Genomic DNA, 26,581 nt, shown 5'->3' with positions numbered 1-26,581 from the left:
CCGCTGCCGGCCCGTCTCACCTCTTACGCGTCCCGTGCGCCTACCCCTTGGTTCTCTTTCAAATTTTCGGCGAGGCGCGCGCGAGCCCGATATAGCCTGGTTTCGACCGCCTTCTGGCTGATCCCCAATACATCGGCCGTTTCCGCCTGGCTCAAACCCTCGATCGTGCGGAGCACCAACGGTTCTTTGAGATTCATCGGCAAGGTCGCGATGGCGCGCGTCACTTTGGCAAGTTCCTGCCGATCGGCTGCTGCGTCATCGATTGCTACCTGATCGTCCGCGATCGTCTCGGCCTGTTCGTCGAGCGGTGCGGCAAAGGAGAAAAACCGACGGACCGCGCGCTTCCTTGCCCAATCCCGGCATTTGTTGACGGCGATCGTAGAAAGCCATGCTTTCATCGCCCGCTGTGTATCGTAGCGCGGCATCGCCTGATGCGCCGCGACAAACGTCTCTTGAACCAAATCGAGCGCTTCGTCGGCCTCGCCGACAAAGGCGCGCGCGAGCCGGAATATAGGCTGACGATAGCGACGCATGATTTCGGAGAATGCCGCTTGTCGGCCAGCGATGCTGAGCGTCGCCAGTTCGCCGTCGGACAGGGTGGTCCAATCGAGGCTCACCCCTGGTCGTCGGTGAGCGCCTTCACCACCGCAGCATCGAATTGGGGGGTCTGATCCGGGCGCAAAAGCTGCCGCATGGCGAAGATATGCGCCAACGTTGCCTTCTGTAACTCGCCCATCGCCGCATGACTCTGATCGACCGCGGCGGTCACCTTGGGGCCGTTGCCATGCTCGGTCTCAATGGCCTCGGCTAGCCGTGCATTGTCCGCGCGCATTTCCAATTCCAGCGCGTGGCGTTGCACCGCGAACCGGTCCTCTAGGCTTTTCAGCCGGGCCTGCTGATTGCCATCAAGCGCCAGCTTATGGTGCAGGACCTCGTGCAAGGCGGTGCCCGGTTGCTTAGGCTGGGGCAGCAACACGCGCGCAAGAAATACGCCTGCGATAGCCGCGAGGAAGGCCAGTACAACGCAGACGATAAGCCGCTTGGTCGATGTCATGGCTCACCAATCAGCAAGACCGATGGCGCCAGTGGTGATGCGCCCCCGAGCGGCGAAAGCGACACCGCAGGGCTGGCGGTCGCCGGAAGTTCCGCGCCAACCATGCCGATCGCGAGCGCTGCGACCATCACGCCCCCGACGCCCAATCCGGTCAACCGTGCGACGGGCTGCGCACCGATGCGTGCGAACACCTGCGCTTCGATCCCGTCCAGCGATGCCGGCACGGGTGCGCCCGCGAGCCTCGCCAATGTTCTGTCTAGATCGTCCATGCTGTCCACTCCGCGCCTCTACCACTTGTTACGCAGCGATGCCCATCACCCCTCGACTTCCGTCATGAGGGGCGAGCGGCCGGGCCGCGTAGAACAGGCACGAACCTGATCGGAGTATTCCCATGCGTCGCGTCTTCCTTCCTACCGCTGTCGTCCTTCTCGGCCTTGCCGGAGCCGCCCAGGCCCATCCCAAACTCGTATCCGCATCCCCGGCACCGAATGCGATGGTCGCGAAGCCCGCCAATGTCACACTGCGCTTCAGCGAGAAGCTGATGCCCAAGTTTTCCGGTGCGGATCTGATGATGACCGGGCATGGCGGCATGACGCACGCACCAATGAAAGTCGTCGGGACCGCAACTGTCGGCTCGGACGGTCGCACCCTCGTCGTCACGCCCAAGTCGCCGCTCGGCGCGGGTAGCTATAAGCTTGCCTGGCATGTGGTCTCGACCGACACACACCGCATCACCGGAAACTACGCCTTCACGGTGAAGTAAGGTGGAAGCCGACTGGCCGCTGATCGCGGTTCGCTTCGCGCTTTACGTGACGCTGAGCGGGCTGTTCGGCCTCTCGGCATTCGGCCTCTACGGGTTGAAGGTCGGTGAGCGCGGCAACGCGCTTGCCTTCCGCCCTTGGCTGTTCGGGACCGGGCTTCTCGCCCTGCTATTCTCCGGCATAGCGGTCGCGCTGCTCGCAGCCGCGATGGCAGGTGCACCTCCGTGGCCGATCGATCGGGAAGCAGTCGGAATGCTGCTCTCTGACTCCGCAACGGGCACGGCATGGAAAGTACGCATGATCGCGCTCTTGGTGGCGTCTATCGCTGCCCTAATAGCGGCGCGGCGCACGATGCCGCTTGGCTTGGTCGCCATCTTTTCCGGCGTCGCTCTCGCAACGCTCGCCTGGACGGGGCACGGGGCGATGGACGAAGGCGCGACCGGGTGGGTGCATCTGGCGGCCGATATCCTCCATCTCCTGAGCGCTGGTGCGTGGGTGGGAGCGCTGCTCGGGCTTGGGCTGCTGGTGACACGACCAGCGCGGCGCACCGATGCCGCCCACCTCGCACTGACCTATCGAGCGCTGCACGGGTTCGGTCTGACCGGCACGATTGTCGTCGGTACGATCGTCATCACCGGCCTCATCAACGCTTGGCTGTTGGTTGGCCTTGGCAATCTCCCGACCCTCGGCACGACGGTCTACGGCAGGCTCTTGATCGCCAAGCTTGTGCTGTTGGGTGGGATGCTCGGACTCGCTTCGCTTAACCGCTTCCGCTTTACACCGGCATTCGAACGATCGGTGTCAGCAGGCGATTATAAAGGCGCGCTGCGAACCTTGCGAACAAGTCTTGCAGTCGAGGCTTCGTGCGTGGTCGCGATCCTCGTGCTGGTAGGTTGGCTCGGCACGCTCGAACCCCCTGCGTCGGCCATGTAGCTATTGGTTTGAGGGCAATCGAGCTTTGCGACGTAATTTAATTAGGTGCCGTGAGTCGTTGGAAGGGGGGCTTGACCCTGACACGGTGTCAGACCCTACATGCTCTCGGGTTGAAGGAGTTTTTCTATGAACGACCCTGATTTCCACGCCCATTTGGCCGGGGGCTGCGGGTGCTCGAACAAGCAAGCTGATAAAGCTGCTGCGATCGAGCGCGAGGCGGGCGCGTCCTGCTGCTCGTCCTCCAAATCTCCGGCTGTTCCACAAGCTGCCAAGGAAGGATGCTGCTCAGGGAAAGCGGGCGGAGAACCTTCTGCCACAGTGACCGACCCGGTATGCGGCATGACCGTTGATCTGGCAAAAACAGCGCACCATGCCGAGCATGCCGGGCACGAGTATCATTTCTGTAGTGCAGGGTGTCGAACCAAGTTCGTCGCTGACCCTGATGCCTACCTTGGGGCCAAGCCAAAGCCCGAGCCGGTGGCAACCCCGGGAGCGATGTGGACGTGCCCCATGCACCCTGAGATTCGTCGGGAAGGGCCGGGAACGTGCCCCATTTGCGGCATGGCCCTCGAACCGGAAGAGCCGTCGCTCGATGACGGTCCCAATCCAGAACTAGTCGATTTCACCCGGCGTTTGTGGGTAGCAGGAGCGCTCACCGTTCCGCTGCTCATTGTTTCGATGTTCGCCGAGATGTTTGGGCTCCATGTTGTTAGCCCTACCGCTTCGCCTTGGGTCCAACTCGCACTCACTGCGCCAATTGTGCTGTGGGCGGGATGGCCGTTTTTCGAGCGGGGGTGGATGTCGCTTCGCACCCGCCATCTGAATATGTTCACGCTGATCGCGATCGGCGTCGGTGCGGCATTCCTCTACAGCCTGGTCGCAACACTCGCGCCCAGCATCTTCCCTGCGACGTTCCGGATGCACGGGGGCATGGTCCCAGTCTATTACGAAGCTGCCGGCGTCGTCGTGACACTGGTGTTGCTCGGACAGGTTCTCGAATTGCGCGCCAGAGCGGCGACTGGCCGCGCGATACGCGCCCTCATGGACCTCGCTCCCAAGACAGCGCGACGGTTGCGGTCTGACGGGTCAGAGGAAGAAGTCAGCCTTGCCGACGTGGCAACCGGAGATCGGTTGCGGGTCCGCCCCGGCGATGCGATCCCGGTCGATGGCGTGGTGGTCGAGGGTCGCTCCTCGGTCGATGAATCCATGCTCACCGGCGAGCCGGCCCCCGTCCTCAAGGAAGTCGATGCCGCAGTCACGGGGGGGACGGTGAACGGCACGGGCAGCCTCGTTATGGAAGCCGGCGCGGTCGGTTCGGACACGATGCTGGCGCGCATCGTCCGCATGGTCGCGGAAGCGCAGCGCAGCCGTGCCCCGATCCAGGCGGTCGCCGACCGGGTATCGGGCTGGTTCGTACCTTTGGTCGTGCTGATCTCGGTCGCGACCTTCGTGGTGTGGTCGCTGGTCGGTCCCGAGCCACGCATGGGTCACGCCCTTCTTAATGCGATCGCCGTGCTGGTGATCGCCTGCCCGTGCGCGCTCGGGCTCGCGACCCCTATGTCGATTATGGTTGGCACCGGCCGCGGCGCGCAGGCCGGCGTGCTCGTCAAGAATGCCGAAAGCCTACAGGCACTCGATAAGGTCGATACGCTGGTCATCGACAAGACGGGCACGCTAACGGAAGGCAAGCCGTCGCTGGTCGCGATCGAGGCAACCGGCACCTTTGGAGAGAACGACATGCTCGCGCTCGCTGCGGCTGTCGAAGGACAGTCCGAACACCCGCTAGCCCACGCGATCGTCGTCGCCGCCAAGGAACGCGGATTGCAACTCGCCACGGTCGCAGACTTCGCTTCGCAGACCGGCATGGGTGTCAGTGCCACGGTTGGCGGCCGATCGGTGGTGATCGGCAATGCCGCACAAATGAGCCGGGTCGGTGCCGATCCCCAGTCACTCGACGCTTCGGCCGATCGCCATCGGAGCGAGGGAGCCGGCGTCATCCTGATCGCGATCGACGGCGCACTCGCGGGCTTGCTCGCGGTTGCTGACCCGGTGCGCCCTTCGGCGCGCGACGCCATCGCGGCTCTTCGCAAGGAAGGTCTGCGCGTTATCATGCTGACGGGCGACAATCGCGGGACGGCCGATGCGGTTGCGCGCGCCGTGGGCGGCCTGGACGATGTACGCGCCGATCTGCGACCGGAAGATAAGGCGCGGATCATCGGCGAATTGAAAGCTGATGGTGCCAAGGTTGCAATGGCCGGCGACGGTATCAACGACGCCCCGGCGCTGGCCGCTGCCGACGTTGGGCTCGCGATGGGGACGGGAACCGACGTAGCGATAGAAAGCGCGGGCATGACGCTCACACGCGGCGATCTTTCGGCGATCGTGCGCGCGCGCAAGCTCGCCCGTGCGACGATGCGGAACATTCGGCAGAACCTGTTCTTCTCATTCCTGTTCAACGGGGTCGGCGTGCCCGTCGCGGCCGGCGTGCTCTACCCCGTTGCCGGCATCCTTCTGTCACCAATGCTGGCTGGCGCTGCGATGGCCCTCTCTTCCTTCACCGTCGTGCTCAACGCGCTGCGTCTGAACACGGTGAAACTATGAACATCGGGGCGGCGTCGGAGGCCAGCGGCGTCTCGCAACGCATGATCCGCCACTACGAGAAGATCGACCTTGTGCCCGCACCGCTCCGGCGCGGGAGCTACCGGGATTATTCGGAAGTGGACATTCATCGGCTGCGGTTCATCGCCAACGCGCGAGACCTTGGGTTTCCAATCGAGGAGATCCGCACGCTACTCGGCTTGTGGTCGGATCGGGATCGGTCGAGCGCCGAAGTTAAGGCGCTGGCGAAAGCGCGCGCTGCCGAGCTGGGCCGCAAGGCGCGCGCGTTGAAAGCTATGCAATTGGCGCTGATCGACTTGGTTGAGCGCTGTCACGGCGATGATCGCCCGGAGTGCCCAATTATCGAAAGCCTCGCTGAATAATCCGATCGAGCGCGGCGCTTAGCGTGCCGCGCTCTACCGCCTGTGGGCGTTCGCAAGCGGTTCTAGTGTTCTCCCTTCTCGTGTGAAAACGGCTTTTGGGAAAGATCTATCGTTCCCAAAAGACCATCGTTTTCGAGGAAGCTTTGTGTCAAAACCGAACGGTTCTGACGCTTGAGATAGGTCAGCGCCTTTCAAGCGCTTGCTGGTGTCAGAACCCTCATTTAAAATAGCTCGGCGAGGGGTTGCAGTCGGTGGCTCGCTTGGACCAAGCCGCTTTTCCGAAAGCGGTCGAGGTAATCTTCGGCGGTTACAGCGGGATTGCGAAACTGACGGCGCTGGCTACCGATCGCGGTCAGAGCCTTGGCCGTATCAAGATCGATGACATTGACGATGAAGTCGTCGGGATGCTTCACCTCGATACCGTGGCGGGCGGCCACTTCGACCGGAAAATCCTTGAGGTTGTAAGTGACGATCGCATCGGCTCTGCCGTGAATCGCTGCTGCAAGAACATGGACGTCCTTGGGATCAGGCAGCGTCAGGGCAGGCATCAGCGATTCATAGCTTTCCACCAGCGCCTCCCCGAAGCTGTCCATGTAGGCCCGCTGGCGTTGGAAATGGTCAGTTGGCAAATCAGGAAACCGCCGCCTCAGGCTTTCCTCCCACTCGGCCAGGATCGCCTCGCTCCAGAGCGGCCGGAACAGCCGGTTGGCGGCGAACCACAAAAGCGCACCCCGCACGATGGAGGGGTGCATGACGTTGGCATCAAGCAGGACGGTGTAGCGGCCGACCAGCATCAGGGACGATCGAGGGGTGCGTGATCATCGAAGAGGCCAGCTTCCTGATCCAGGTCCGCCATCCCCTGCAAGGCCTCATGCCGGGCCGCATCCATGCGGCTGCGGTAGGTCAGCACGTCGCGCCCGAGCAGCTTACGATGCGTGCCGACCATCCGGAACGGCAGGTCACCGCGTTCTAAGAGCTTGATGAGGTGTGGACGCGACATGTTGAGCAGATCGGCCGCCTGGCTGGTTGTAAGTTCTGCCTGTACTGGCACAACAGTGACGGCATGACCGTTGCCGATCTCAACCAGCATCTTGACGATACTGTTGAACACACCAGAAGGCAGGCTGATAACGTCCTCGCCTGCCCCTTCTACAGTCAGGTGAATAGGGCGGCTGGAATCTACCCTCGACAGTGCACGCGCGGCGTTACCGGCCGCCTCGATCTCGTGTGCAGTAGGCTCGTAGGCCTCGTCGATATTGAAGGCCACGGCGGCCATGTTTCGTCTCCCAGAGCGGAAGCCATCTAGTGATTGCGACTTGTAAACGCAATAAGTGAAACGAGTGTCAACGGGAGGACGTTCCACTGCGGTGATCGTCGAGCATGCTGAGGGGGGTTGGTGTGATCCAGTCGCCTCCCAGCTTGGGGTATGGGCCGTAGAACAGATCACCCAACGCACGCCGATAGTGCGCGTTCATCCAGCGACGGCGTCGATGCTCCGGTCCATCGTGGAGCATGTGGCAGCGCTGGCAGAGCGCTGCGAGCTGGTGAAGCGCACTGTCGCTCGGATCATGATTGAGGTGCGCACAGGCCAGGACCACCGGTGTCCACCGGCCTTGTAGCAGAATGTTCTCCGTAGGCCGTTGCACACGCCGGCCCCGGCCATTGCGCCAGCATTGCCGGTTCCGATCCCACCACCGTCCGTCGCCCAGGTGGAAGACCTTCTGCCTGTGGGGGCGTCCACAATGCTCGCAGTGTCCCCCCGCCCGCACGAAGCGTATCTGGTGCGAGAGCTGCGCCCAGTCGATCGGATACAGGAACACGTGCTCGGGGCGGATAGGCATCAGGCCCTCCCTGCCGAAACGTCAGGTTGCTCAGCCCACCGCATCATGGAGCCACCGTCGCTGCGGTCAGCGCCCGGTAGAGTGTGGCATGATGGCATTTGAGCAGCTTGGCGGCTTCGCGCACCGATGTGCCTTCGCCTATCAATCGTTCGCCGAGCGCGACCTGATCGGGGGTGAGCTTGGGCGGACGGCCGAAGCGCACCCCTCTTGCCTTGGCTGCTACCCGTCCGCTGCCGGTGCGCTGGTGGATCAGCTCGCGCTCGAACTCGGCGATGCCGGCGAACACGGTCAGCACCATGCGGCCCGCAGGCGAGGTCGTATCCGCCCAGGGCTCGGCCAGCGAACGCAGACCGGCGCCGACCTCCTTCAGTCTCTCGGCAATATCGAGCAGGTCGCGGGTCGAGCGTGCCAACCGATCAAGCCGCGTCACCACCACCGTGTCTTCGTCACGCAGTTGCTCGATCATCTTGGCAAGCTGAGGCCGGTCACGCTTTGCGCCAGAGATTTTTTCTTCGAACGTCCGCTTGCATCCGGCCTCTTTCAACGCGGCGCGTTGCAGCCGGAGATCCTGGTCATCGGTGGACACACGGGCGTAGCCAATCAACATGTCGCATAACTGTATCGAAATGTGAGTATTATGCAACAGACTTTTGCGACAACGCTAAATGAGACAAAACAGTTTTCAGGAACGCTGTCGCAAAACTTAGAACATTTGCGACAGTCGACAGTTGCTATCCTGCGGCCCTCACAGCCTCATTCTTCAAGCCTGCCTGTGCGAGCCTCCTTCTTCGACTTGTCCCATTCCTTCTTGATGAGCCGTTGGGCTGCTTTCTCGACCGTATCCGCCTTTTTGAGCCAATCGGGCTTTGGAGTATGCCGCGCACTCACTAGCTCCTCGACTGCGCGGAAGAGCGCGCGATCCAGGGCATGTTTGTCCTCAGTCCCTACGTCGCGGCAGGCCGGGTTTAGGCGGAGTACGATACCAGCGCGCGCGGCATGTACCTTTCGCCAATTCACCGGCTTGGCAGGGCTAACTGCACCACGCCGCACCTCGGCCGTTAACTCTACAACCAGCCCTCGCATTGCTTCTCGCCATACCGCGCGCTCGCTGGTGACGATCTGGACGAAGATGGCCTTGTCTGCGTTCTCCTTCCCGGCCTGCGCGCCAAAACGCGCGCCAAGGTAGGCAAGCACGCCCGCAAAGGCCGTTCCGAAGCCTTGCACCCACGTCCAGCCGCCTGATCCTGACCCCCCTGATATTCCTGTCACGTATGCTCCCTTATGCCGCGAACCTCGGGTGCAGCTTACGACCACCCAACCACGCTGCTACAGGCCACGAAGGCTATCAGTTCACAAGTGAGATTGTTATCTTGCTCACTTGTGTGCTATCCATCATGTTCACACGCGAACACGTGCAGGGGCTACATGAAGACCATATCTATCATCAGCCAGAAGGGCGGAGCGGGTAAGACCACGCTTGCCATCCACCTTGCCGGTGCCGCCACCAGTGCGGGCCTCTCCGCGCTGATCCTCGACGCGGACCCGCAAGCGACCGCTAGCCAATGGAACCACTGGCGAGGCGGCGCGGACCCTGAGGTCGTAGATTGTGCCTCCCCCACCCTCCTTCCGCGCAAGGTGCAGCAAGCAGCCGATCTAGGCGCGGACCTAGTCATTATCGATACGCCCCCACACGCGGACATCATGGCGCGCGAGGCGTGCAAGGCTGCGGACCTGATCCTTATTCCTTGTCGTCCCCAAGCGTTCGACTTGTCAGCCGTTGAAACGACGGCCGAGCTGGTGAAGGCAGCAGGCAAGCCGGCCTTCGTGCTCTTCATGGGCGGTCCTCAGCGCGCGCCAACTACTTACAGAGACGCGCGGGAGCTGATTGAGGGCAGCGAAGGCGTTGAGGGTATGGGTGTGCCGGTCGCGCCCGTCATGCTCACGATGCGCGCGATCTATCACCACAGCACGGCGCAAGGGAAAACCGCGATAGAGGCGGAGCCTGACGGTAAGGCGGCGGAGGAGATCGCCGCGCTATGGACGTGGACAAGCGAACGTGTGAACTTGCCCACAAGTAAGCAGGGCAGAAAGAAGCGAGGCTGACATGAGCAAATTTGGCGCCATGAGGCAGCAGCGTGCAGAACGCGCGAAGGTGGAGCCGAGCGTCTCGACCCCAGCCATTGAGGGCTCGGCGTCGGTGCGATCGGCGGCGCGGCAGGGCAAGAAGGCTGTCAGCGCATACTTTAGTCCGGAAGTTAGCCGAGGCTTAAATGTGCTGGCGGCCGAGAACGGAACTACCCTTCAGGCCTTGATGGGCGAGGCAATCGACCTTCTCATGCGCCAGTACGGCAAGCACCCGTTCGGGGAGCGGTGACGCGCAGCTTTGAAGAGGGGGCTGCACATAGAACGGACCCAGATGTACGCTAACGCGATCGGGTGTCAGCAAACCCCCAGATTCGGGTTTCCGTACAGCTGACCAAAGCGACAGGGTTTGTCGCACACTCTGCCATCCTGTTGGCACCACGACCCAAGGCCGGAGCGCACCCTGTCCGAAAGCATGTCAGACTGTCCGAAAACTGCGTGATGGATTCCCGTCAGGTTTCGTATCCGGTATGATCGGGCATGGGCTACATCGAACGTCAATCGCGCGATCAAATGCTGCTGCTGCCAGCCTCGGTCGATGACTATGTGGCGGCAGACAACGCGGTGCGTTTCATCGCGGCCTTCGTCGACGATCTGGATCTGGGGGAACTTGGCTTTGACCGCTTTCGGCCAAAGGCGACGGGCCGACCCGGCTACGATCCCGCGGATCTGCTGAAGCTTTACCTCTATGGCTATCTCAATAGGGTCCGCTCAAGCCGATGCCTGGCGGCGGAAGCCGGGCGCAATCTCGAAGTGATCTGGCTGCTGGGCGGCCTGCGTCCCGACTTTCGCACGATCGCGGATTTTCGGCGCGTGAACCGGCCAGCATTCAAGCCGCTGTTTCGCGCCTTCGTGCTGCTGTGCCGCAAGCTCGATCTGTTCGGGCGGGAACTGGTTGCCGTGGACGGCACGCGCCTCAAGGCGGTGAACAGCCGCAAGCGCAACTTCACGCAGCAAAAGCTGGCCGGATGGATCAAGCTGGCCGACGAGCGGATCGAAGAGTATTTGGGACGGCTTGATCGGGCCGACCGCGCGGAAATCGAGGCGCAAGGCGCGGCGCGCCGTGCGGCCACGCTCGAGGCGAAGCTCGCGCGGGTGCGAACACGGCGTGAGCTGCACCAGGCGATGCTCACCGAACTTGTCGCCAGCGGTGAGAGCCAGCTGTCACTTACCGACCCTGATGCCCGGGGGATGGCGATGCACCCCAAGGTCGGGGTGGGCTACAACGCACAGGTCGCGGTCGATGCCCGATACAAGCTGATCGTCGAGCAGAACGTCACCAATTCGGGCAGCGACCTTGGATTCCTGGCCCAGACAGCCGGTGCCGCGCGTGAGGTGCTGGGCGTCGAACGTATCGATGCAGTCGCTGACAAGGGCTACTACAAGGGCGAGGACATCGCTGCCTGCGAGGATATCGGCGTCGTGCCCTATGTCGCGCGGCCGCAGCGCGGCTCGGCGGTTGCAAGCGGCTATTTCAACAGAACCGAGTTTCGCTACGACCCGGAGGCCGACTGTTACGTCTGCCCGAGTGGTGATCGCCTTGATCCTTATACCCGCACCCGCAAGGACGAGCATATCGCCATCCGCTATACCAATATGCGGGCCTGCCAAACCTGCTCCCTAAAGCCGCAATGCACTTCGGGCTCCCGGCGAACTATTGATCGCTGGGAAAACGAGGCTGTGCTTGAACGCATGGCCGAACGACTTGTCGCGAGGCCCGATATTCTCGACAAGCGACGCGAGACGGTCGAGCACCCGTTTGGATCAATCAAACAGTGGATGAACCAGGGTGCGTTCCTCATGCGCGGGCTCGCCAACGTCAACGCCTAGTTTAGCCTGACGGCGCTCGCCTACAACCTGCGGCGAGCCATCAACATCCTCGGCATTCCCGCCCTGCTCCGCGCCGTGCAGGCCTGAAAAGGCCGGACATCCATTTCTCAAGAGAATATCGCGCTGACGATGCCCAATGTGAGGGATTTGCCCGCCGACGAGCGATCCAATCCAGAAATTCTGCCTCGAGCGCCCTCCAGGGCAGCGCGCGCCTAACGGCATGGCCATCCCGGAGTTCTCGGACGGTCTGGTGTGTTTTCCGACAGTCTCAAAACGCTGCGGCAGCCTATACCAGCGTCATGACCAAGATACCGGATACGGACAAGAGATCGCAGGTTTCACCGGAATCCTCATTTTTGCACCTGAACGACGGCGCCCGGCATCATCGGGTCGCCCGGAGCAATGACGAGGTAACGGCGCATGTCGCCTTTTGCGTCGCTGACGATCTGGCGGAGCGGTCCGAGCGTGTTGACTATCGCGCCGCCCGCCGGATTGGTCATGAACTTCGCCAGAGGCTGGATCACGCCGCTGCCATCAGCGCGGGAGGATAGCCCAAGGACATAGGGCATCTTTGGACTGAGGCCCGCAACCGCCGCCTGCAAAATCTGGACTTGGCCCTGATCGAACAGCGTCACCTGGCTGCGCCCAGTCCCGGATAGAGTCAGCTGGATCTTCATGCCGGCCTGGGCGAGCGGCACCAGGTTTGCACGGCCATCGCCTACCGGCACCGCGCCGGGAACGTAGGCCACGCCTTGGGGCCCCTGACCGATCGGAATCGTCGCGATAACGGTGTTGCTGGCGGTATCGATCGCCGCGACTGCGTCGGCGTTCTCCAGCCCGACATACATCCGCGTACCGTCGCCCGACGGCCAAAGGCCGTGCGGGAGCGCGCCGACCGGGATGTTCGCGACCTGCGCGAAGTCGGTGGTGCGGAACACCTTGACGACGTTCTCGGTGCCGACCGTCACATAGGCGAACTGGCCAGCCTTGGTGCGGGCGATGTTGACGTGGTTGGTGATCGCGCCTGTGTCGAACGTCTTGAGCACTGCGAAGGGTGGCTTGGCGTCGAACACCATGACCTTGCCGACGTCTTTCAGCGTCAACCAGACCTGCTTGCCGTCGGGCGTCGCGGCGATGTCGGGGCAGAACGGGCTCGCCTGCTTGACGCGACCGACGATCTTCTTCGAGGCGGTGTCGATCACAACGGTCTCGGGAGAAAAGCTCGAACAGACGTAACCGTATTTCCCGTTCGGCGAGAAGATCGTCATGCCGGGGCCATTAGGAACGGGGATGCGCGTAGTCGGCGCGAAGGTCTTGCCGTCGAGCACCTGGATATAATCCTCGCCGCGCACCGCGACCCAGACTTCGCGACCGTCGGGGCGGAAGAACGCTTCGTGCGGCGATCGGCCCACATAGGTCGTATGCTTCACGGCATTGGTCGCAGTGTCGATGAACGTCACCGAGTTCGAGCCGATCGAGATCGCCGCCAGCGTCTTGCGATCAGGCGAGAAGCCCATGCCGTGGACGAGCAGCTGTCCCTTGTAGAGCGGGCTGAGGTTCGCGGGGGTCTGGTCGCCGAGTTTTATCATGCCGAGCAGCGTGTTGGTCGACGGATCGATCACCGACACGGTGTTGGAGAACTGGTCCGAGGTGTAGAACCGGTCCTGCGCGCTGACGGGGACGTCGGGGGTCGCGTTCGGCACTTGCTGGGCAAACGCAGGGCCCGAGAAACACAAGGCGGCGCAGGCGGTTAGGGTGAAACGCTTCATGGACGGTCTCCGTGATGGGGGTGACCGGTCGCGGTCGGTTCGGTGTGAGGCAGCAACGCGCCGCCTTCGGATAGGATGCCCTGCATCACCGCGATTTCCTGACGCTGTTCGACGATGATTCCCTGGGCGAGCCGGCGCAGGCGTTCATCCTTGCCGAACCGCAGTTCGACTTCGGCCATGTCGATCGCACCCTGATGATGCGGGATCATCATTCTTGCGAAGTCGCGATCGGGATCGCTTGAATAACCGGTCATCATCGCGCCGTGCATCCGCGCCATCGCCGCATCCATTGCGGACGCGAAACCGTCCGTTTGCGCTAACGCACCCGTTGATACGGACACGGCTATCGCCGTTAGCAAGGCCGTGCGAGATTTCATCGTCATGCCTTTAGTATTCCCATTTATGACACGCGAGCGATGAATGCCGAGCGTGACAGCGTAAATGATCGCAGCTCAGCCATCGATCCAACGCATAAGCATGGTTGTTCTGATCATCTAAAAAGAACGGTAGACAATCTATGATCGCGTTTTCGTATTGAAACCATCGTTACCATGCGTTGGACGCAGGGGAGATATCGGTCGATCTAGCGGCATCGGACTGGCACGATCACCCGCCGGATCCGCGATAAGGATCAAACGATGAAAGCTGCGATCGTTCTGGTTGCCGCGATGTTGGCCTCCGTAGCCCCAGTCCCGGCGATCGCTCAGGCCTATTGGGCTGCACCTGCGGCGGACGACTTTCCCTGCGATATCAAGGCGGTTCAGGCACCGTGGTCGAAGGCTGATATCGACCTTAGTCATCATGACCGGATCTATGTGTCTGACCCGACATCGACAAAGATCGTTGTCATCGATCCTGCAGCGGGCAACGAACTGGGACGCATCGACCTCACCAAAAGCGCGATAGCTGAGCCCAGCTTTTCCAGCCCCAAAGTCCAGCACCTGGCTGCAACGCGTGACGGGCGGACCCTGGCGGTATCGGCATTAGCGCAGCACAGTGTGACGCTCGTAGATCTGGCCACGAACACGGAACGAGGCCGGACCGTGTTCCAGACGTCGCCTACCGCCGTCGCGTTTACGCCCAATGGGCACGAACTCTGGGTTTCGCTCGGCGATGAACATGCCATCGCGGTCGTGGATCCTAAGACCGCGCGGGAGATCACCCGCGTACCAGCAAGTGGCGGAGCGGGCGCGACCATCCTGTCGCCAAACGGACGCTATGCCTTTGTATCGCTTACTGAAAGGCCGTCCATCCTGGTTGTCGACGTCGAGCATCGGCGCGTCGTCGGACACGTTGCCAGCAACGGTGCAGGTGAGGGAGCAATCGCGGTCTCGCCAGATGGCAAACAGATTTGGGCAACACGCCGCGAGAGCGGCACGACCACGGTTTTTGCTGCCAAACCGCCGTTTGCGGTACGCGAAGTGATAAACACTGGTCCAGCAACGGGCGCGGTCAACTTCGCCCAGCGCGCGGACGATTCCTTTGCCTATGTCAGCATTGGCGGCGATCAACCTGCAATCAAGGTCTATAGAACCGACAGCCTGGAGGCTGTGGCAACCGTCCCGCTACAAGCGGCTCCAAGTGCGGTTTGGCCGTCGGGCGATGGTACGAGAATCTATGCCAGCCTGGCCGGAACCAACAAGGTCGCTGGGATCGACACGCTGACGTACACCACCGTGTCGACAATCCCTATCAGTACGGATGCGCAAAGCCTGATCTACGTTCCTGGTGCCGTGCGATCAGGAAAAGGTCTCGCCAATCTGGTGCCATCCGGGCGCGATGCGGCGCTTGCCGTGGCGGCGCGTTGATCGGTCTTACACCGTCTGTAATTTCCCAAGGAAAGCCCTTTCTGAAATGACCAAGCCCCCCGTCAGGATCGCGATCAGCGGTGCCGCAGGACAAATTTGCTATTCGCTGCTCTTCCGGGTTGCGCAGGGTGACGTGTTCGGACCGGACCAGCCCGTTATCCTTCAACTGCTCGACGTGCCGCAGGCTATGGACGCCGTACGCGGCGTGGTCATGGAACTGGAGGATTGCGCGTTCCCGCTACTGGCAGGTGTGATCATTACTGATGATCCGATGGTGGCTTTCAAGGACATCGATGCGGCCATGCTGGTTGGGTCTCGTCCCCGCTCAAAGGGCATGGAGCGCCGTGATTTGCTCGCTGCCAACGCAGCGATCTTCAAGACGCAGGGCGCAGCATTGGACGCAGTGGCCAAACGTGACGCCAAGATCCTGGTCGTCGGCAATCCCGCCAACACAAATGCCTGGATTCTTGCGCAAAGCGCACCGGGTTTTCCTGCCGAAAACATCACGTCGATGATCCGCCTCGATCACAACCGCGCGCAGGGACAGCTTGCGGCCAAGGCGGGTGTAGGTGTCGATGCGATTACAAAGCTCGTCGTCTGGGGAAACCATTCGCCGACGATGTTTGCCGACTGGGGGAATGCCGAACTCGATGGCCAAAAGCTTGCCGACCGTATCGGAAACGAGGCCTGGTACCGCGAAACCCTGATCCCCACCGTTGCGCAGCGCGGAACCGCGATCATCGAAGCACGGGGTGCGTCCTCGGCCGCGTCGGCCGCAAATGCAGCGATCGACCATCTGCGCGACTGGGTGCACGGCGCAGGCGATAATTGGGTGTCGATGGGCGTGGTGTCAGATGGCTCCTACGGTATCCCGCAAGGACTGGTGTGCGGCGTGCCGGTGCACTGCATGAGCGGTGGGTATGCGCGTATCGAAGGCCTGACCCTCGATCCGTTCCAGCGATCGATGCTCGATCGCACGATTGCCGAACTGGTCGATGAACGTGAGGCGGTTATCGACATTCTGAAATGAACGATCGGTATATCTGATTGGAATGACTGTAATCTTTGGTTGGTGCGATTGATCTCCTTTCCCTATCATTGGGGCAAGGAGATCGGGCATGACCCTCGAACAACTCAGGATTTTCGTCGGTGTCGCAGAGCGCGAGCACATGACGCGCGCTGCCGAAGCGCTCAATGTGACGCAGTCAGCCGCAAGCGCTGCCATCGCCGCGCTAGAAGCTCGGCACGGCGTGCCGCTGTTCCACCGGGTCGGCCGCGGGATCGAACTGTCCGAAGCGGGCCGCATGTTTCTGGTCGACGCGCGCGCAGTGCTTGGCCGTGCCGCCAGCGCGGAACTTGCACTGGCCGAATATGCAGGACTGGAGCGCGGCACACTGCGGCTGGTCGCAAGCCAGACGATCGCAGGCTATTGGCTGCCCCGCCAGCTGGCGGCGTTCCATGCGCGCTACCCCGCGATCTCAATCGAACTGGCGATCGACAACACCGAGGGGGCCGCGGCGCGCGTGCTCGACGGTGCGGTCGAGCTCGGCTTCGTCGAGGGTGTGATCGACGAGCCCGCGCTCGCGCATTGGACGGTCGCGAACGACCGCATGGTGCTGGTAAGCGATCGCGCAGCCGACACGATCGACGAGGACTGGATCCGCGCCGCGCGCTGGATCGTCCGCGAACAGGGATCGGGCACGCGCTCGTCGTTCGAGGAGGTGTTGCGCCAGCGCGGCGTCGATCCGTCGGACCTCACCACCGCGCTGACCCTGCCGTCGAACGAGGCGGTACGTAGCGCGGTCGAGGCTGGCGCAGGCGTCGCGGTCCTGTCGCAGCATGTCGTCGCACCTGCAATCGCGGCCGGAACGTTGCACGATCTGCCGCTCGGTCTGCCGCGGCGTCCGTTCTACGCGCTGCGGCACAAAGAGCGCTATCGTACCCGGGCGGCCGATGCGCTGACCGATCTCATCAAGGAGACTGGCAAGTGACCGCCGATCTGAAACCCGTTCTTGATGGCCTGAAGCCGCTCAGCCGGCTCGACTCACCGCGCGAGATGATCCGGCAGTTCACGCCCAACTGGTTCGCCGCGACCATGGGCACCGGTATCCTGGCGCTGGCCTTACCGCAGGTGCCGGGCGTCGGCACGTCGCTGCACCCGGTCGGCGAGGCATTGTGGTATTTCAACATCGCGCTCTTCACGCTGTTCGCCGGGCTCTACACCGCGCGCTGGACGATGTTCGGGCACGAGGCGCGGCGGATCTTCGGGCACAACACCGTATCGATGTTCATCGGTACGATCCCGATGGGCCTCGCGACGATCATCAACGGGTTCCTGGCGTTCGGCCTGCCGCGGTTCGGCGCCGGCGTGATCCCGATCGCCGAGACATTGTGGTGGATCGACGTCGCGATGTCGCTCGCCTGCGGTGTAGCGATCCCCTACCTCATGTTTACCCGGCACGAACATTCGCTCGACGGCATGACCGCGGTGTGGCTCCTGCCAGTGGTCGCGGCCGAGGTCGCAGGCGCGAGCGGAGGCCTGCTCGCACCGCATCTGGCGGACGCCCATCATCAGTTCGTGGTGCTGGCGACCTCCTATGTCCTGTGGGCCTATTCGGTGCCGGTCGCGTTCGGCATTCTCGCGATCCTGATCCTGCGGATGGCTCTCCACAAGCTGCCGCACGAGAGCATGGCCGCCTCGAGCTGGCTCGCGCTCGGTCCGATCGGCACCGGTGCGCTCGGGATGCTGGTGCTCGGTCGCGACGCGCCCGCGATCCTCGCCGCCAACGGCCTCGGCCAGATCGGCGCGGTAGCGCAGGGGATCGGCACGATCGCCGGGCTGTTGCTCTGGGGCTTCGGCCTGTGGTGGCTGGCGCTCGCGACGCTGATCACGATCCGCTACTGGCGCGCGGGTATCCCGTTCAACCTTGGCTGGTGGGGCTACACCTTCCCGCTCGGCGTCTACACTGTCGCCACCTTCAAGCTCGGCACGACGCTCCAGCTCGGCTTTTTCGGGATCGTCGGCACCATCCTCACCATCGCGCTCGCAGCGATGTGGCTGCTGGTCGGCGCCAAGACGGTCGCAGGCGGCTGGCGCGGAAACCTGTTCGTGTCGCCCTGCATCGCCCAAGCCAATTGATGGGCCGAACTGATCGTCCTGCCGGATCGAACCGGCCCATCCGATCGACCCGTACCGGGCAGACCGTCGGACGGATCGCGCATAAGAGCATGACATCGAAGGGAGAATGCTGGTGGACAGCCTGGATATGAAACTGGCGCAGGCGACGAACCGCCGTCGCTTTCTCGCAGAGGCTGCGATCGGCAGCGGCGCGCTGATCGCCGCACCCGCGCTGGCGCAGAGCATGGTCGACCTGCATCTTCCGGGTGGCCCATCGGAACGGCCGATAACCAGTGCGTTCCCCGGCAAGGGCAGCATGATCCTCCAGCGGATCCACCCGCCGCTGCTGGAAACGCCGATGAGCGTGTTCAATGGCGACGTCTTCACACCGAACGACCAGTTCTTCGTCCGCTGGCACTGGGCCGACATTCCGACCGCGATCGATGTCGAGGCGTTCCGGATCAAGGTGCACGGCGCGGTCACGCGGCCGCTGTCGATCTCGCTCGCGCAACTGCTGAAGTTGCCACGCGTCGAGCTGGCGGCGATCAACCAATGCTCGGGCAATTCGCGTGCGCTGTTCCAGCCCCCTGTTGCCGGTGCGCAGTGGCGTCACGGGGCGATGGGCAACGCCAAATGGCTCGGCGTGCGCCTGCGCGACGTGCTCGATATCGCCGGCGTGAAGCCGGGCGCGGTCGCGGTGCGGTTCGGTGCGCTCGACCAGCCGGTGGTCGCGGGTGGACCGGATTTTGCCAAGTCGCTGTCGATCGACCACGCACGCGACGGCGAAGTGATGCTCGCCTTCGGGATGAACGGTGAACAGATGCCGCTCCTCAACGGCTTCCCGGTCCGGCTGATCGTACCCGGCTGGTATTCGACCTATTGGGTCAAGATGCTGAACGACATCGAGGTGCTTGCCGCGCCCGACGACGGTTACTGGATGGCCAAGGCGTACAAGATCCCTGACACTCCAGGCGCGAACGTGCGGCCTGGCCAGAAGGATTTCCCGGCCGTCCCGATCAACAAGATGATCCCGCGCAGTTGGGTCACGAGCCTCGACGAAGGGCAGGTGATCGCGTTTGACCGGTCAATCCCGCTGGGCGGCATCGCGATGGGCGGCGATTGCGGCGTCGCCAAGGTCGATGTGTCGACCGACAACGGCAAGAGCTGGTACAAGACGACGCTTGGCCCCGATCACGGCAAATACAGTTTCCGCCGCTGGGATGCGCAGGTGCCGCTCAGCCATGCGGGCCCGACCAGACTGATGTCGCGCTGCTGGAACACCGCCGGCATCGCGCAGCCGATGACGCCGATCTGGAACCCGGGCGGGTTCATGCGCGGCAACATCGAAACCACCAACATCGTCGTCGGCTGAGGAGCGCTCCCCCATGAAAACGCCTTCCATCGGCACGCTGTCGTTCGGGTTCGTCGGCGCGACCGTCGTTCTTCTACTCGCGATCGGTGCCCCGAACAGCCGCATCGCCCCGCCGCCTGCCGCCCCGACCGCACCACCGCCGCCAAGCGTTTCGGCGCGCGGCTTCTCGCTGGCGTCCACCTCGGTCGATCTCCCGACCGACGAAGGGCAATATCCCGCCGGCCCGCATGCCGACGTCATCAACGCCAACTGCACCTCGTGTCATTCGGCGAGCATGGCGCTGAACCAGCCGCCACTCTCCTCCGATCAGTGGACCGCGGAGGTCACCAAGATGCGCGAGGTCTACAAGGCTCCTGTTGCACAGGCTGACGTGCCGGCGATCGTCGCTTATCTGACCGCCATGAGCGCAAAGCAGCCGGGCGCCGCGAAGGGCAAGGCGCAAGACCCCGATCCGAAGGCTGCGCCCGACGTATCGGGGGGATCAGGCTAAGCCCATCACTCACGACACGCGGTTCTGCGCGCGAAGTGCTGTGCGGCGTGTACGTGTCTCGCGCAGTGTTGCATTGGGCGCGAGGCCGTTCGCGGGCACCTTGGGTATCGCAACGCGCTGCGACAGGTAGATGCCATTGTGGCCCGAGCAGAGATAGGCCACGAAACAGGCGACGGCGATCGGCACCGCATAGCTGGCGCCAAACAGTTCAATCCCCATGAAGGTGCAGGCGAGCGGGGTATTGGCAGCCCCGGCAAAGACCGCAACAAAGCCGATCGCGGCGAACAGGCCCGTCGGTACGTCCAAGAAAGGCGCCAGCGCGTTACCGAGCGCCGCGCCGATGAAGAACAACGGCGTGACTTCACCGCCTTTGAAACCCGCACCGAGCGTGACGACAGTAAACAGCAGCTTGATCGCCCAACTCCACGGATGCGTGTCTGGTCCGAAGAAGCTGGCGATGGTAAGGCTCTCGGGCCTCGCTGCCAGGACACCCAGGCCTAGATAGTCGCGCGTGCCGAACAGGAAGACGAGCGCGATAACGACGACCCCGCCGATCACTGGACGTAGCGGACCATAGGGGACGATCCGCTTCAGACATCCCCCGACCACGTGGTTGGCTTCGGCGAAGGCCAAACCGACCAGTCCGAATATGATCCCCGCAATACCCGCCTTCGTCACGAGCAGCGCATCGACCGGTATCAACGCACCGATCGGGTAGACACCGTGATGGATACCCCAGGCGAGGCACGTCCAATCGCCGACTAGCGCTGCAACGAGGCAAGGCACTAGCGCGGAATATTCAACGCGGCCGATCGCCAGCACTTCGAGCGCGAAGACCGCGCCTGCGATCGGCGTGCCGAAGACCGCGCCGAACCCGGCTGCGATACCCGTCATCAACAGGATGCGCGTGCCGCCCGCATCGAGGCGGAGCGCGCGGCCGAAACCGCTGGCAAGGCTTCCACCCAATTGGACGGCGGTGCCCTCACGTCCGGCCGAGCCACCGAAAAGATGCGTCACCACTGTGCCGAAGAAGATGAGCGGCGCCATCCGCAGAGGCACCCCGCCGCCAGGCTCGTGGACCTGCTCGACGATCAGATTGTTGCCGCCTTCCACTGTGCGCCCGGTGACATGGTAGAGGAATCCGACAACGAACCCGCCCACCGGTAGCAGATAGAGCAGCCAAGGCGATGCAAACCGCAGTCGCGTAACGGTATCGAGACTCAGCAGGAACGCCGCACATAGCGTCCCGACGAGTGCCGCCATGGGCAGCAAGATCAGCGCCCAGCGCAGGACAGAGATCGCATGGTCGTGACGATCGCGCATGAATGCCGCGACGTTCAGCGTGCCGACGAGATTGCGAAAGGTAGCGCGCACAATTCCTCCTTGCTGCCTGAAGGCGCCAAGTAGGAATCATCAGCTCTTATCAGAGCGGTTCGGCCAAATTGCCCGGCAGAAATCCATTGCCAAAGTCGATCTATTAGACGTTTGCCCCAACCGTCAATGGGCATGTTGGTCGGGCAAATGCTCGGACCGGCCAGTCGGCAGCGTCTATCTGAGCCCGTTATATGTACCGACCCCGGGTACGCTGCATGCGGGACCGATCGGCTTTGGCCCACGTCGTTTTCGGGCTTCGTCACAAGGGGGCGATACCGCACGAAAGCCGCGGATGCGCTGCGGGGTCTGATCGGTTCGCAGCAAACCTAGGGATGGCTGCTACGAGCGTGCCGTCCAGATGCCGACGAGCGCGGCCAGTGACACGAGCATGAGAAACCCGTTCATCACTAGGAGCAACGTCGCTGGCAGGCGCTTGATGTCCGGTCGTGGCGGCGGGGCGCCTGCGCCCATCTCTCGCCACACCGCAGCGGCGAAGCAAAAGGCGCTGAACAAGATCAGCATGGTCCCGGTCGCCGTCGCCAGCCACGGGAACACGACGTCCTTGAGCAGCGCGCGCGCGCCGATACCGGAAGCGAGCGCCGCCAGTCCGGTACGCACCCAGGCAGCATAGGTGCGTTCGCCGGCGAGGATTGTGCGGTCCGCGGCAAGCTCTGTGCGACGGTCGGCGCTGTCCACCTGCTGGACTGCGCTGTCCTTCAGCTTGCTCGCGCTCTCCGCCAGCTTCGCATGGGCCCGATCGGCGTCGTGCGGCGCGTCCATCAGCCAGCGGTAACGGCGATGCGATGCCAGGCAGTCGAGAGATAGCCGGCGAAGTTCCAGATCGGCTCGGGCCGTTCGGGCTGCATCTGCCCGGCACCGTCAACGGCGCGCACGATCAGGACGTGGAGTCCGGGAGACAGATCGACCGTGACGTGCCACTGCGTCCAGCTCCAAGGCGCATCGGGTTTTGCAGTCAGTTCCGCCTGCAGCCAGTCGGTGCCGCCATTGACGGAGACCTCGACGCGGGTGACCGCTCGGCCGAAGGCGACCGCATAACCCGCGATTTCGCACGCGCCGGCGCTGACATGCGCGCCGTCCACCGGCGCGCAGATCGCAGCATTGAGCGGCATCTCCTCGATAGTCAGACCCCGATCCCAGTCTGCGTCCTCCTTCGCTACCGACGCCGGAAAGAGCTTGTAGTCCTTAGCCTGGATCGGCGCATCGGACGGGCGATCGCGCACCTCGATGCGCGTCAGCCACTTGGCGCTACGAACGCCCGCATAACCCGGCACGACGAGCCGCAGCGGTGCGCCATGTTCGGGGGCCAGCGCCTCGCCATTCATGGCCCAGACGATCAGCACGTCGGGCTCTAGCGCCTTGGCGATCGAGATCGAGGCACCGAACGGTGCCGTCTCACCATCGACATCCACGTTGTCGGCCCCCGTAGTGCCGACGAACGACGCGCCGTCCTGGATGCCGGCTGCGGCGAGCACGTCGCACAGTGCGACGCCGGTCCACGCCGCATTGCCAATCGCGCCCACGTCCCAGGGATCGCCCGAAGTCTTTTCCACGTCTTGAAGATGTGCCCGACGATTGCCGGCGCACTGCATGGTCGCGGTCACTGTCCGGGTCGCAAATGCCGTTTGAAGTTCGGCAACCGTGTAGGAGCGCGGGCGGTCGACTAAGCCGTCCAGCGCTATACGATGATCGTCGGCCAGTTCCGGCGTTGGTCCGTGACTGCGGATGTAGAAGTTCGCCTGCGGCGTCAGGAAGGACGTGATCAGTTTATCCGGGGGCGTTTCCGCATTGAGCGGCTCCGGACAGCGGAGGATCAGATTCTGTTCGGCGCGATCGGATGCGGTCATGCAAGCGGCCTACCATGATGAAATCAGTAGCGAAATCGATCGTTTTGCTGGGCGATGTCACCCAGACTCTTTCGATAGCCTATCCCTTTCTAGACGGCGGTGGAGCGATCACCATGCCGTCGCGCGAAAGGCGCCGAGCGCCAGACAGCCTTTCCCGTAGATCGTCGCGATGTGGCTGGACTTGCTACGACGGCTTTGTCCCAAAAGTCGTCGCTAGGTACTAGGGATGACGGAAAACCCTGTCGCCATCGCAGATGCGCGACAAACGGGTGATTTGCGCCGCCTGAACCCGGATGAGGGCGCTTAACGTATATCTGGGTCCGTTCTATGTACCGACCCCGAAGAGGGGGCGATCCGAATGATCCGTCCCGAGTGGAACATGCAAGGGCTGGGTGAATGCCCGGCATCTGTAACGGGCACCCCGGAATCCGCCAGCCCACTTGTTGGCATGTGAACATGATAGCACGAGAACACGATGGAACGTGAACACGTGTCTGGCATGTAGAGGTTGGTAGCAAAGCCTATCGGTGAGTTTTGGGGTAGCGGCTCACCTTTGGGCCGACGCGCTGAAATCTACCAGCACGGGCAGTTCGGGAATTCCGCCGCGCAGCTTTGCCCGTCGTACAATGCTGTGCTGGTCGATCAGGTTCTGTGCGTCGCGCTTGCCGCTGGACGTTTTTGGGAACCAGTGGAGTGCCACCCGTTCGACCTTGCGCCCGTTCTTGATCGGCGTGAAATCGACATAGAAGGGGCAAAGCTTGTTAATTTCCTCGACAGCCACCTTCAGACAATATTTGTTCATATCAGCGAAGCGTTCGAGTTTACCTTCAGGCACGTTAAGCAGGCCGCGCAGCTCTTCGATCGTAAACTCCTCTTTCTGTTTGTATTCGAGACCAATGCGCCGCTCGATCATTTCATAGAGACAAAGTGCGTATTTTGACTCGAAGCAATACATTACCTGCGTCTTGAGACGGGCATAAACCTGACTGTTCCGCAGTATCTCGATCAGCTCTTCTGGGATACGATAGTGAAGGAAGCCGTCCTTTTCGAGGCTTTCATCACTTGGGCCGAGCAGCTGGACACGGCGCTTGTAGCTCTTGCCATCCTTGCGGATCGTGACGATCGCGATGGTGCCCATGAGGCGCAGCAGTGAACTCTCTATGCGCTCGTTGCCTTGGTGCGTCCCTTTCAGTCCGGATTTCGCAATGCGATGGATGATCGGCTCGCCAATGCGTTCCCAGGCATTGGCGATCAGCAGGTTGTAGATACGGCGATCCGCGAGGGTGAGGGGGCTTAGCTCTACAATATCGACCAACTCGCCGGGCTTGACGATTTCACCGTAGTTGGCGGGATCAAAAGGATTTCCACGTCCCTTCTGGGCCAGCGTGCGGAATGTCATATCGACCACGGCAGGTTGCGACATAGGCTTGACCAACGGTGAGCTAGAGGAACTTACCAACTCACCCTAATCACGAAAAGTGAGCTAGGCAAATGTTTCAGCTCCCCCGAGGAGTAGAGAGGCGGATACCCCAAAACTCACCGATCCTTTTAACCCAACCATTGGGGTACCCCAACACTCACTGGACCCTGCCCGAACACTCACTTTTACCGACCCCAAAGCTCACCGCATGCTACCCCGAAACTCACGCGAATCGACCCCAACGCTCACTGTTGGAGTCATTTTTCGGCAGAAATACGGACCTTTCAGGGCTCTGAATCTTGAATCAGAAGAATTAGAGAATCTGAACGGCGAAAGGTGAGCTTTGGGGTGGCGAGCCTGTGGATAACCACCGTCAGAATAGGCAGATGGAATCGGCCTAATGGCCGATGCACTATTCGTCTCGTGCCGGCTGCGCTGTCACCAGAGCGGCGCAAACGCCGCGTGCTTAGCGGAAAAAGAAGAAAGGCGAGCTGGCGACCAGATACTACGCCAGAGCCGACCAAGAGCGCCATGAGGGCAGGGAAGAGGGCTTTGCCACGATCCGCACCCTTGCAGCACCGAACCTCGCTGTTGGTGCTTAAATCAGCTCCTTCGCGATCGGTTTCGTAGATCGTCAATCCGATCACCAGCTCCGTCACCTTCGGAAGGTGAGGCGCTACCCCAAAACTCACCTTTCGCGCATCGTCACGCAGGATCGAACAGGCCGGTGAACTCGCGTTGATCGTAATAACGGATCTTCTCGACTGCGAGCGGGTGTTCACCCTGGCGCAGCAGCAGGAGTTGATCGGGCCGCATCCGCATGATTTCGTCTGGCGTGGCGAGCCGGCGGGCCGAAACGTGCCCGCTGACGCTCTCCGAAGGCCCGGCGCGATTTTCGCCCCAGCCCGTACCGCGTGACGTGCTGACGGTATCGTATTCGATCGTCGTGTCGCCGATCGTGCGCGAGAGCATGTCGGCGGTCGCATGATCGTTGACCCCGAACGTCTGGATTACGCCGGCGTTGGACATGAACGTGCCGGCGCGTTCGCCATAGGTGGCTTTGAGCTGATGCATGTCCTGAAGGATCGGCCAGAGCTGGAGGCCGTAACCCGCCATCAGCCCCATTGCGCGCTCGACAGGTTCGAGGCGGCCGAGCGCGGCGAACTCATCGAGCAGGAACAGAACAGGCCGGGCAGGGCGGGCGGTGGACCGGGCCATGTCGGTGACGGCCTGGCTCACCAGCAGCCGCAGCCAGCGGGCATAAGTATCGAGCCGATCGGGCGGCAGGCACAGGAACACCGTGGCTGTCGTGTCCTTCAGCCCCGCGAAGGTGAAATCGGACGCGGCCGTACTGGCGACGATGCGTTGGCTGTCGAGAAAGTGGGTATGGCGCTGCGCCGAAGACAGGACGCCTGCTGCTTCGCGATCGGACTTGCCGAGCTGGCGGTTGGCGGCGCGGGCGATCAGGCCACCGGCGCCGACGCTGTCCTGCATATCGGCCAGCAGCGCGGCAAAGCCGGCGGGGGCGAGCGTCAACTTGTCGCGTACCGTCGCCAACACGCGGCGATCGGCAGGTTCGTGGATGACGGTGTGTAGGATCAGCCCGGCGATCAGAGCCTTGGCTTCCTCGTTCCAGTGGGCTTCGCCCGATTGCCCCGGCGCGTCATGCACCAGCGCGTCGGCGAGGGTGTTGGCATCTTCCGCGAGATCGAGGCTGGCGGGATCGAGCCGGTCGAGCGGATTGTAGCGGGCAGGGGGCTGACCCGACACGCCGAATGGATCGAGGCACCAGACCTGGCCCTTGGCGGCACGCGCGCGGGAGG

27 protein-coding genes and 1 riboswitch are annotated in these 26,581 nt (G+C 62.6%); of the genes, 13 read left to right on the top strand and 14 right to left on the bottom strand.

The window, feature by feature from the left end; all coding sequences use genetic code 11:
• Positions 1 to 23 precede the first annotated feature (23 nt).
• From ASE89_RS11355 to ASE89_RS11345, 3 genes are read right to left on the bottom strand one after another with little or no spacing between them, the layout of a single operon-like run.
• Complete coding sequence (locus tag ASE89_RS11355) at positions 24 to 617, bottom strand: RNA polymerase sigma factor (RefSeq protein WP_055763333.1); 594 nt, start codon at positions 615 to 617, stop codon at positions 24 to 26.
• Positions 614 to 1,054, bottom strand: coding sequence for a periplasmic heavy metal sensor (locus ASE89_RS11350; RefSeq protein ID WP_055763336.1), 441 nt, complete (start codon positions 1,052 to 1,054; stop codon positions 614 to 616). The genes ASE89_RS11355 and ASE89_RS11350 overlap by 4 nt, the downstream gene beginning before the upstream one ends.
• Entirely contained in the window at positions 1,051 to 1,323 is a 273-nt protein-coding gene (locus tag ASE89_RS11345; RefSeq protein WP_055763369.1) for a hypothetical protein, read from the bottom strand. Before ASE89_RS11345 ends, ASE89_RS11350 begins: the two co-directional genes overlap by 4 nt.
• A 122-nt stretch (positions 1,324 to 1,445) precedes the next feature.
• Here ASE89_RS11345 and copC point away from each other — a divergent pair, with 122 nt between their 5' ends.
• The 4 genes from copC to ASE89_RS11325 all read left to right on the top strand — a co-directional run bounded on the left by copC (position 1,446) and on the right by ASE89_RS11325 (position 5,729).
• Positions 1,446 to 1,817: a copper homeostasis periplasmic binding protein CopC gene (gene copC / locus ASE89_RS11340; RefSeq protein ID WP_055763339.1), complete on the top strand. Its 372-nt coding sequence runs from the start codon at positions 1,446 to 1,448 to the stop codon at positions 1,815 to 1,817.
• Position 1,818: 1 nt separating this feature from the next.
• On the top strand, positions 1,819 to 2,748 hold the full coding sequence (copD, locus tag ASE89_RS11335; protein WP_055763342.1) for a copper homeostasis membrane protein CopD: 930 nt from the start codon (positions 1,819 to 1,821) through the stop codon (positions 2,746 to 2,748).
• 126 nt (positions 2,749 to 2,874) lie between these two features.
• On the top strand, positions 2,875 to 5,349 hold the full coding sequence (locus tag ASE89_RS11330; protein ID WP_082451432.1) for a heavy metal translocating P-type ATPase: 2,475 nt from the start codon (positions 2,875 to 2,877) through the stop codon (positions 5,347 to 5,349).
• The gene (locus ASE89_RS11325; protein WP_055763348.1) at positions 5,346 to 5,729 is read left to right on the top strand and encodes a MerR family DNA-binding protein; all 384 of its coding nucleotides are present in this window, start codon (positions 5,346 to 5,348) and stop codon (positions 5,727 to 5,729) included. Before ASE89_RS11330 ends, ASE89_RS11325 begins: the two co-directional genes overlap by 4 nt.
• Before the next feature lie 221 nt (positions 5,730 to 5,950).
• Here ASE89_RS11325 and ASE89_RS11320 read toward each other — a convergent pair whose 3' ends face one another.
• The 4 genes from ASE89_RS11320 to ASE89_RS11305 form a co-directional block, all read right to left on the bottom strand.
• Entirely contained in the window at positions 5,951 to 6,523 is a 573-nt protein-coding gene (locus ASE89_RS11320) for a PIN domain-containing protein (RefSeq protein ID WP_056677692.1), read from the bottom strand.
• A complete protein-coding gene (locus tag ASE89_RS11315; RefSeq protein ID WP_056677689.1) occupies positions 6,523 to 7,005 on the bottom strand; it encodes a helix-turn-helix domain-containing protein in 483 nt (160 codons plus the stop codon). The genes ASE89_RS11320 and ASE89_RS11315 overlap by 1 nt, the downstream gene beginning before the upstream one ends.
• A 608-nt stretch (positions 7,006 to 7,613) precedes the next feature.
• Positions 7,614 to 8,177, bottom strand: a complete 564-nt coding sequence (locus ASE89_RS11310; protein ID WP_056677686.1) for a recombinase family protein — start codon at positions 8,175 to 8,177, stop codon at positions 7,614 to 7,616.
• Positions 8,178 to 8,323: 146 nt separating this feature from the next.
• Positions 8,324 to 8,794 carry a hypothetical protein gene (locus ASE89_RS11305; RefSeq protein ID WP_031392881.1) on the bottom strand — a complete coding sequence of 157 codons (471 nt, stop codon included), beginning with the start codon at positions 8,792 to 8,794 and terminating at the stop codon, positions 8,324 to 8,326.
• Positions 8,795 to 8,995: 201 nt separating this feature from the next.
• On the opposite strand from ASE89_RS11305, the gene parA reads away from it, so the two are divergent.
• From parA to ASE89_RS11290, 3 genes are all read left to right on the top strand, one after another.
• Complete coding sequence (gene parA, locus ASE89_RS11300; RefSeq protein WP_031392882.1) at positions 8,996 to 9,673, top strand: ParA family partition ATPase; 678 nt, start codon at positions 8,996 to 8,998, stop codon at positions 9,671 to 9,673.
• 1 nt (position 9,674) lies between these two features.
• Entirely contained in the window at positions 9,675 to 9,944 is a 270-nt protein-coding gene (locus tag ASE89_RS11295; RefSeq protein WP_031392883.1) for a ribbon-helix-helix domain-containing protein, read from the top strand.
• A gap of 248 nt (positions 9,945 to 10,192) precedes the next feature.
• The gene (locus ASE89_RS11290; protein WP_236701726.1) at positions 10,193 to 11,542 is read left to right on the top strand and encodes an IS1182 family transposase; all 1,350 of its coding nucleotides are present in this window, start codon (positions 10,193 to 10,195) and stop codon (positions 11,540 to 11,542) included.
• A gap of 350 nt (positions 11,543 to 11,892) precedes the next feature.
• On the opposite strand, the gene ASE89_RS11285 is transcribed toward ASE89_RS11290, so the two are convergent.
• Together ASE89_RS11285 and copM are read right to left on the bottom strand one after the other, a co-directional pair.
• Positions 11,893 to 13,311 carry a YncE family protein gene (locus ASE89_RS11285; RefSeq protein ID WP_056677682.1) on the bottom strand — a complete coding sequence of 473 codons (1,419 nt, stop codon included), beginning with the start codon at positions 13,309 to 13,311 and terminating at the stop codon, positions 11,893 to 11,895.
• Entirely contained in the window at positions 13,308 to 13,688 is a 381-nt protein-coding gene (gene copM, locus ASE89_RS11280; protein WP_031392885.1) for a CopM family metallochaperone, read from the bottom strand. The genes ASE89_RS11285 and copM overlap by 4 nt, the downstream gene beginning before the upstream one ends.
• 261 nt (positions 13,689 to 13,949) lie before the next feature.
• Between copM and ASE89_RS11275 the strand changes: the two genes are divergently transcribed.
• The 6 genes from ASE89_RS11275 to ASE89_RS11250 all read left to right on the top strand — a co-directional run bounded on the left by ASE89_RS11275 (position 13,950) and on the right by ASE89_RS11250 (position 20,099).
• Positions 13,950 to 15,119 (top strand): hypothetical protein, encoded by a 1,170-nt coding sequence (locus ASE89_RS11275; RefSeq protein ID WP_051916164.1) that lies wholly within the window; start codon positions 13,950 to 13,952, stop codon positions 15,117 to 15,119.
• 46 nt (positions 15,120 to 15,165) lie between these two features.
• Positions 15,166 to 16,149, top strand: a complete 984-nt coding sequence (locus ASE89_RS11270; RefSeq protein ID WP_031392887.1) for a malate dehydrogenase — start codon at positions 15,166 to 15,168, stop codon at positions 16,147 to 16,149.
• 88 nt (positions 16,150 to 16,237) lie between these two features.
• Positions 16,238 to 17,110, top strand: coding sequence for a LysR family transcriptional regulator (locus tag ASE89_RS11265; RefSeq protein WP_031392888.1), 873 nt, complete (start codon positions 16,238 to 16,240; stop codon positions 17,108 to 17,110).
• Entirely contained in the window at positions 17,107 to 18,258 is a 1,152-nt protein-coding gene (locus tag ASE89_RS11260) for a TDT family transporter (RefSeq protein ID WP_056677679.1), read from the top strand. The genes ASE89_RS11265 and ASE89_RS11260 overlap by 4 nt, the downstream gene beginning before the upstream one ends.
• A 106-nt stretch (positions 18,259 to 18,364) precedes the next feature.
• On the top strand, positions 18,365 to 19,609 hold the full coding sequence (locus ASE89_RS11255) for a molybdopterin-dependent oxidoreductase (protein WP_200910541.1): 1,245 nt from the start codon (positions 18,365 to 18,367) through the stop codon (positions 19,607 to 19,609).
• A gap of 13 nt (positions 19,610 to 19,622) precedes the next feature.
• Complete coding sequence (locus ASE89_RS11250) at positions 19,623 to 20,099, top strand: hypothetical protein (protein WP_031392891.1); 477 nt, start codon at positions 19,623 to 19,625, stop codon at positions 20,097 to 20,099.
• 9 nt (positions 20,100 to 20,108) lie between these two features.
• Here ASE89_RS11250 and ASE89_RS11245 read toward each other — a convergent pair whose 3' ends face one another.
• From ASE89_RS11245 to ASE89_RS11225, 5 genes are all read right to left on the bottom strand, one after another.
• Complete coding sequence (locus tag ASE89_RS11245) at positions 20,109 to 21,473, bottom strand: voltage-gated chloride channel family protein (protein ID WP_055879823.1); 1,365 nt, start codon at positions 21,471 to 21,473, stop codon at positions 20,109 to 20,111.
• A 23-nt stretch (positions 21,474 to 21,496) separates the two neighbouring features.
• Positions 21,497 to 21,573, bottom strand: a riboswitch (Fluoride riboswitch).
• Positions 21,574 to 21,812: 239 nt separating this feature from the next.
• The gene (locus ASE89_RS11240) at positions 21,813 to 22,253 is read right to left on the bottom strand and encodes a YidH family protein (RefSeq protein ID WP_051916165.1); all 441 of its coding nucleotides are present in this window, start codon (positions 22,251 to 22,253) and stop codon (positions 21,813 to 21,815) included.
• Positions 22,253 to 23,338, bottom strand: coding sequence for a sulfite oxidase (locus ASE89_RS11235; RefSeq protein WP_031392894.1), 1,086 nt, complete (start codon positions 23,336 to 23,338; stop codon positions 22,253 to 22,255). The genes ASE89_RS11240 and ASE89_RS11235 overlap by 1 nt, the downstream gene beginning before the upstream one ends.
• Before the next feature lie 547 nt (positions 23,339 to 23,885).
• Complete coding sequence (locus tag ASE89_RS11230) at positions 23,886 to 24,761, bottom strand: replication initiation protein (RefSeq protein ID WP_031392895.1); 876 nt, start codon at positions 24,759 to 24,761, stop codon at positions 23,886 to 23,888.
• 702 nt (positions 24,762 to 25,463) lie between these two features.
• On the bottom strand, positions 25,464 to 26,581 hold a 1,118-nt coding region (locus ASE89_RS11225; protein WP_056677676.1), incomplete at its 5' end, for a type IV secretory system conjugative DNA transfer family protein.

The sequence above is a fragment of the Sphingomonas sp. Leaf30 genome, assembly GCF_001422525.1.
GTDB lineage: Bacteria > Pseudomonadota > Alphaproteobacteria > Sphingomonadales > Sphingomonadaceae > Sphingomonas > Sphingomonas aerolata.
The sequence above is the reverse complement of the archived record's forward strand: the minus strand, read 5'-3'. Positions and strand labels throughout refer to the sequence as shown.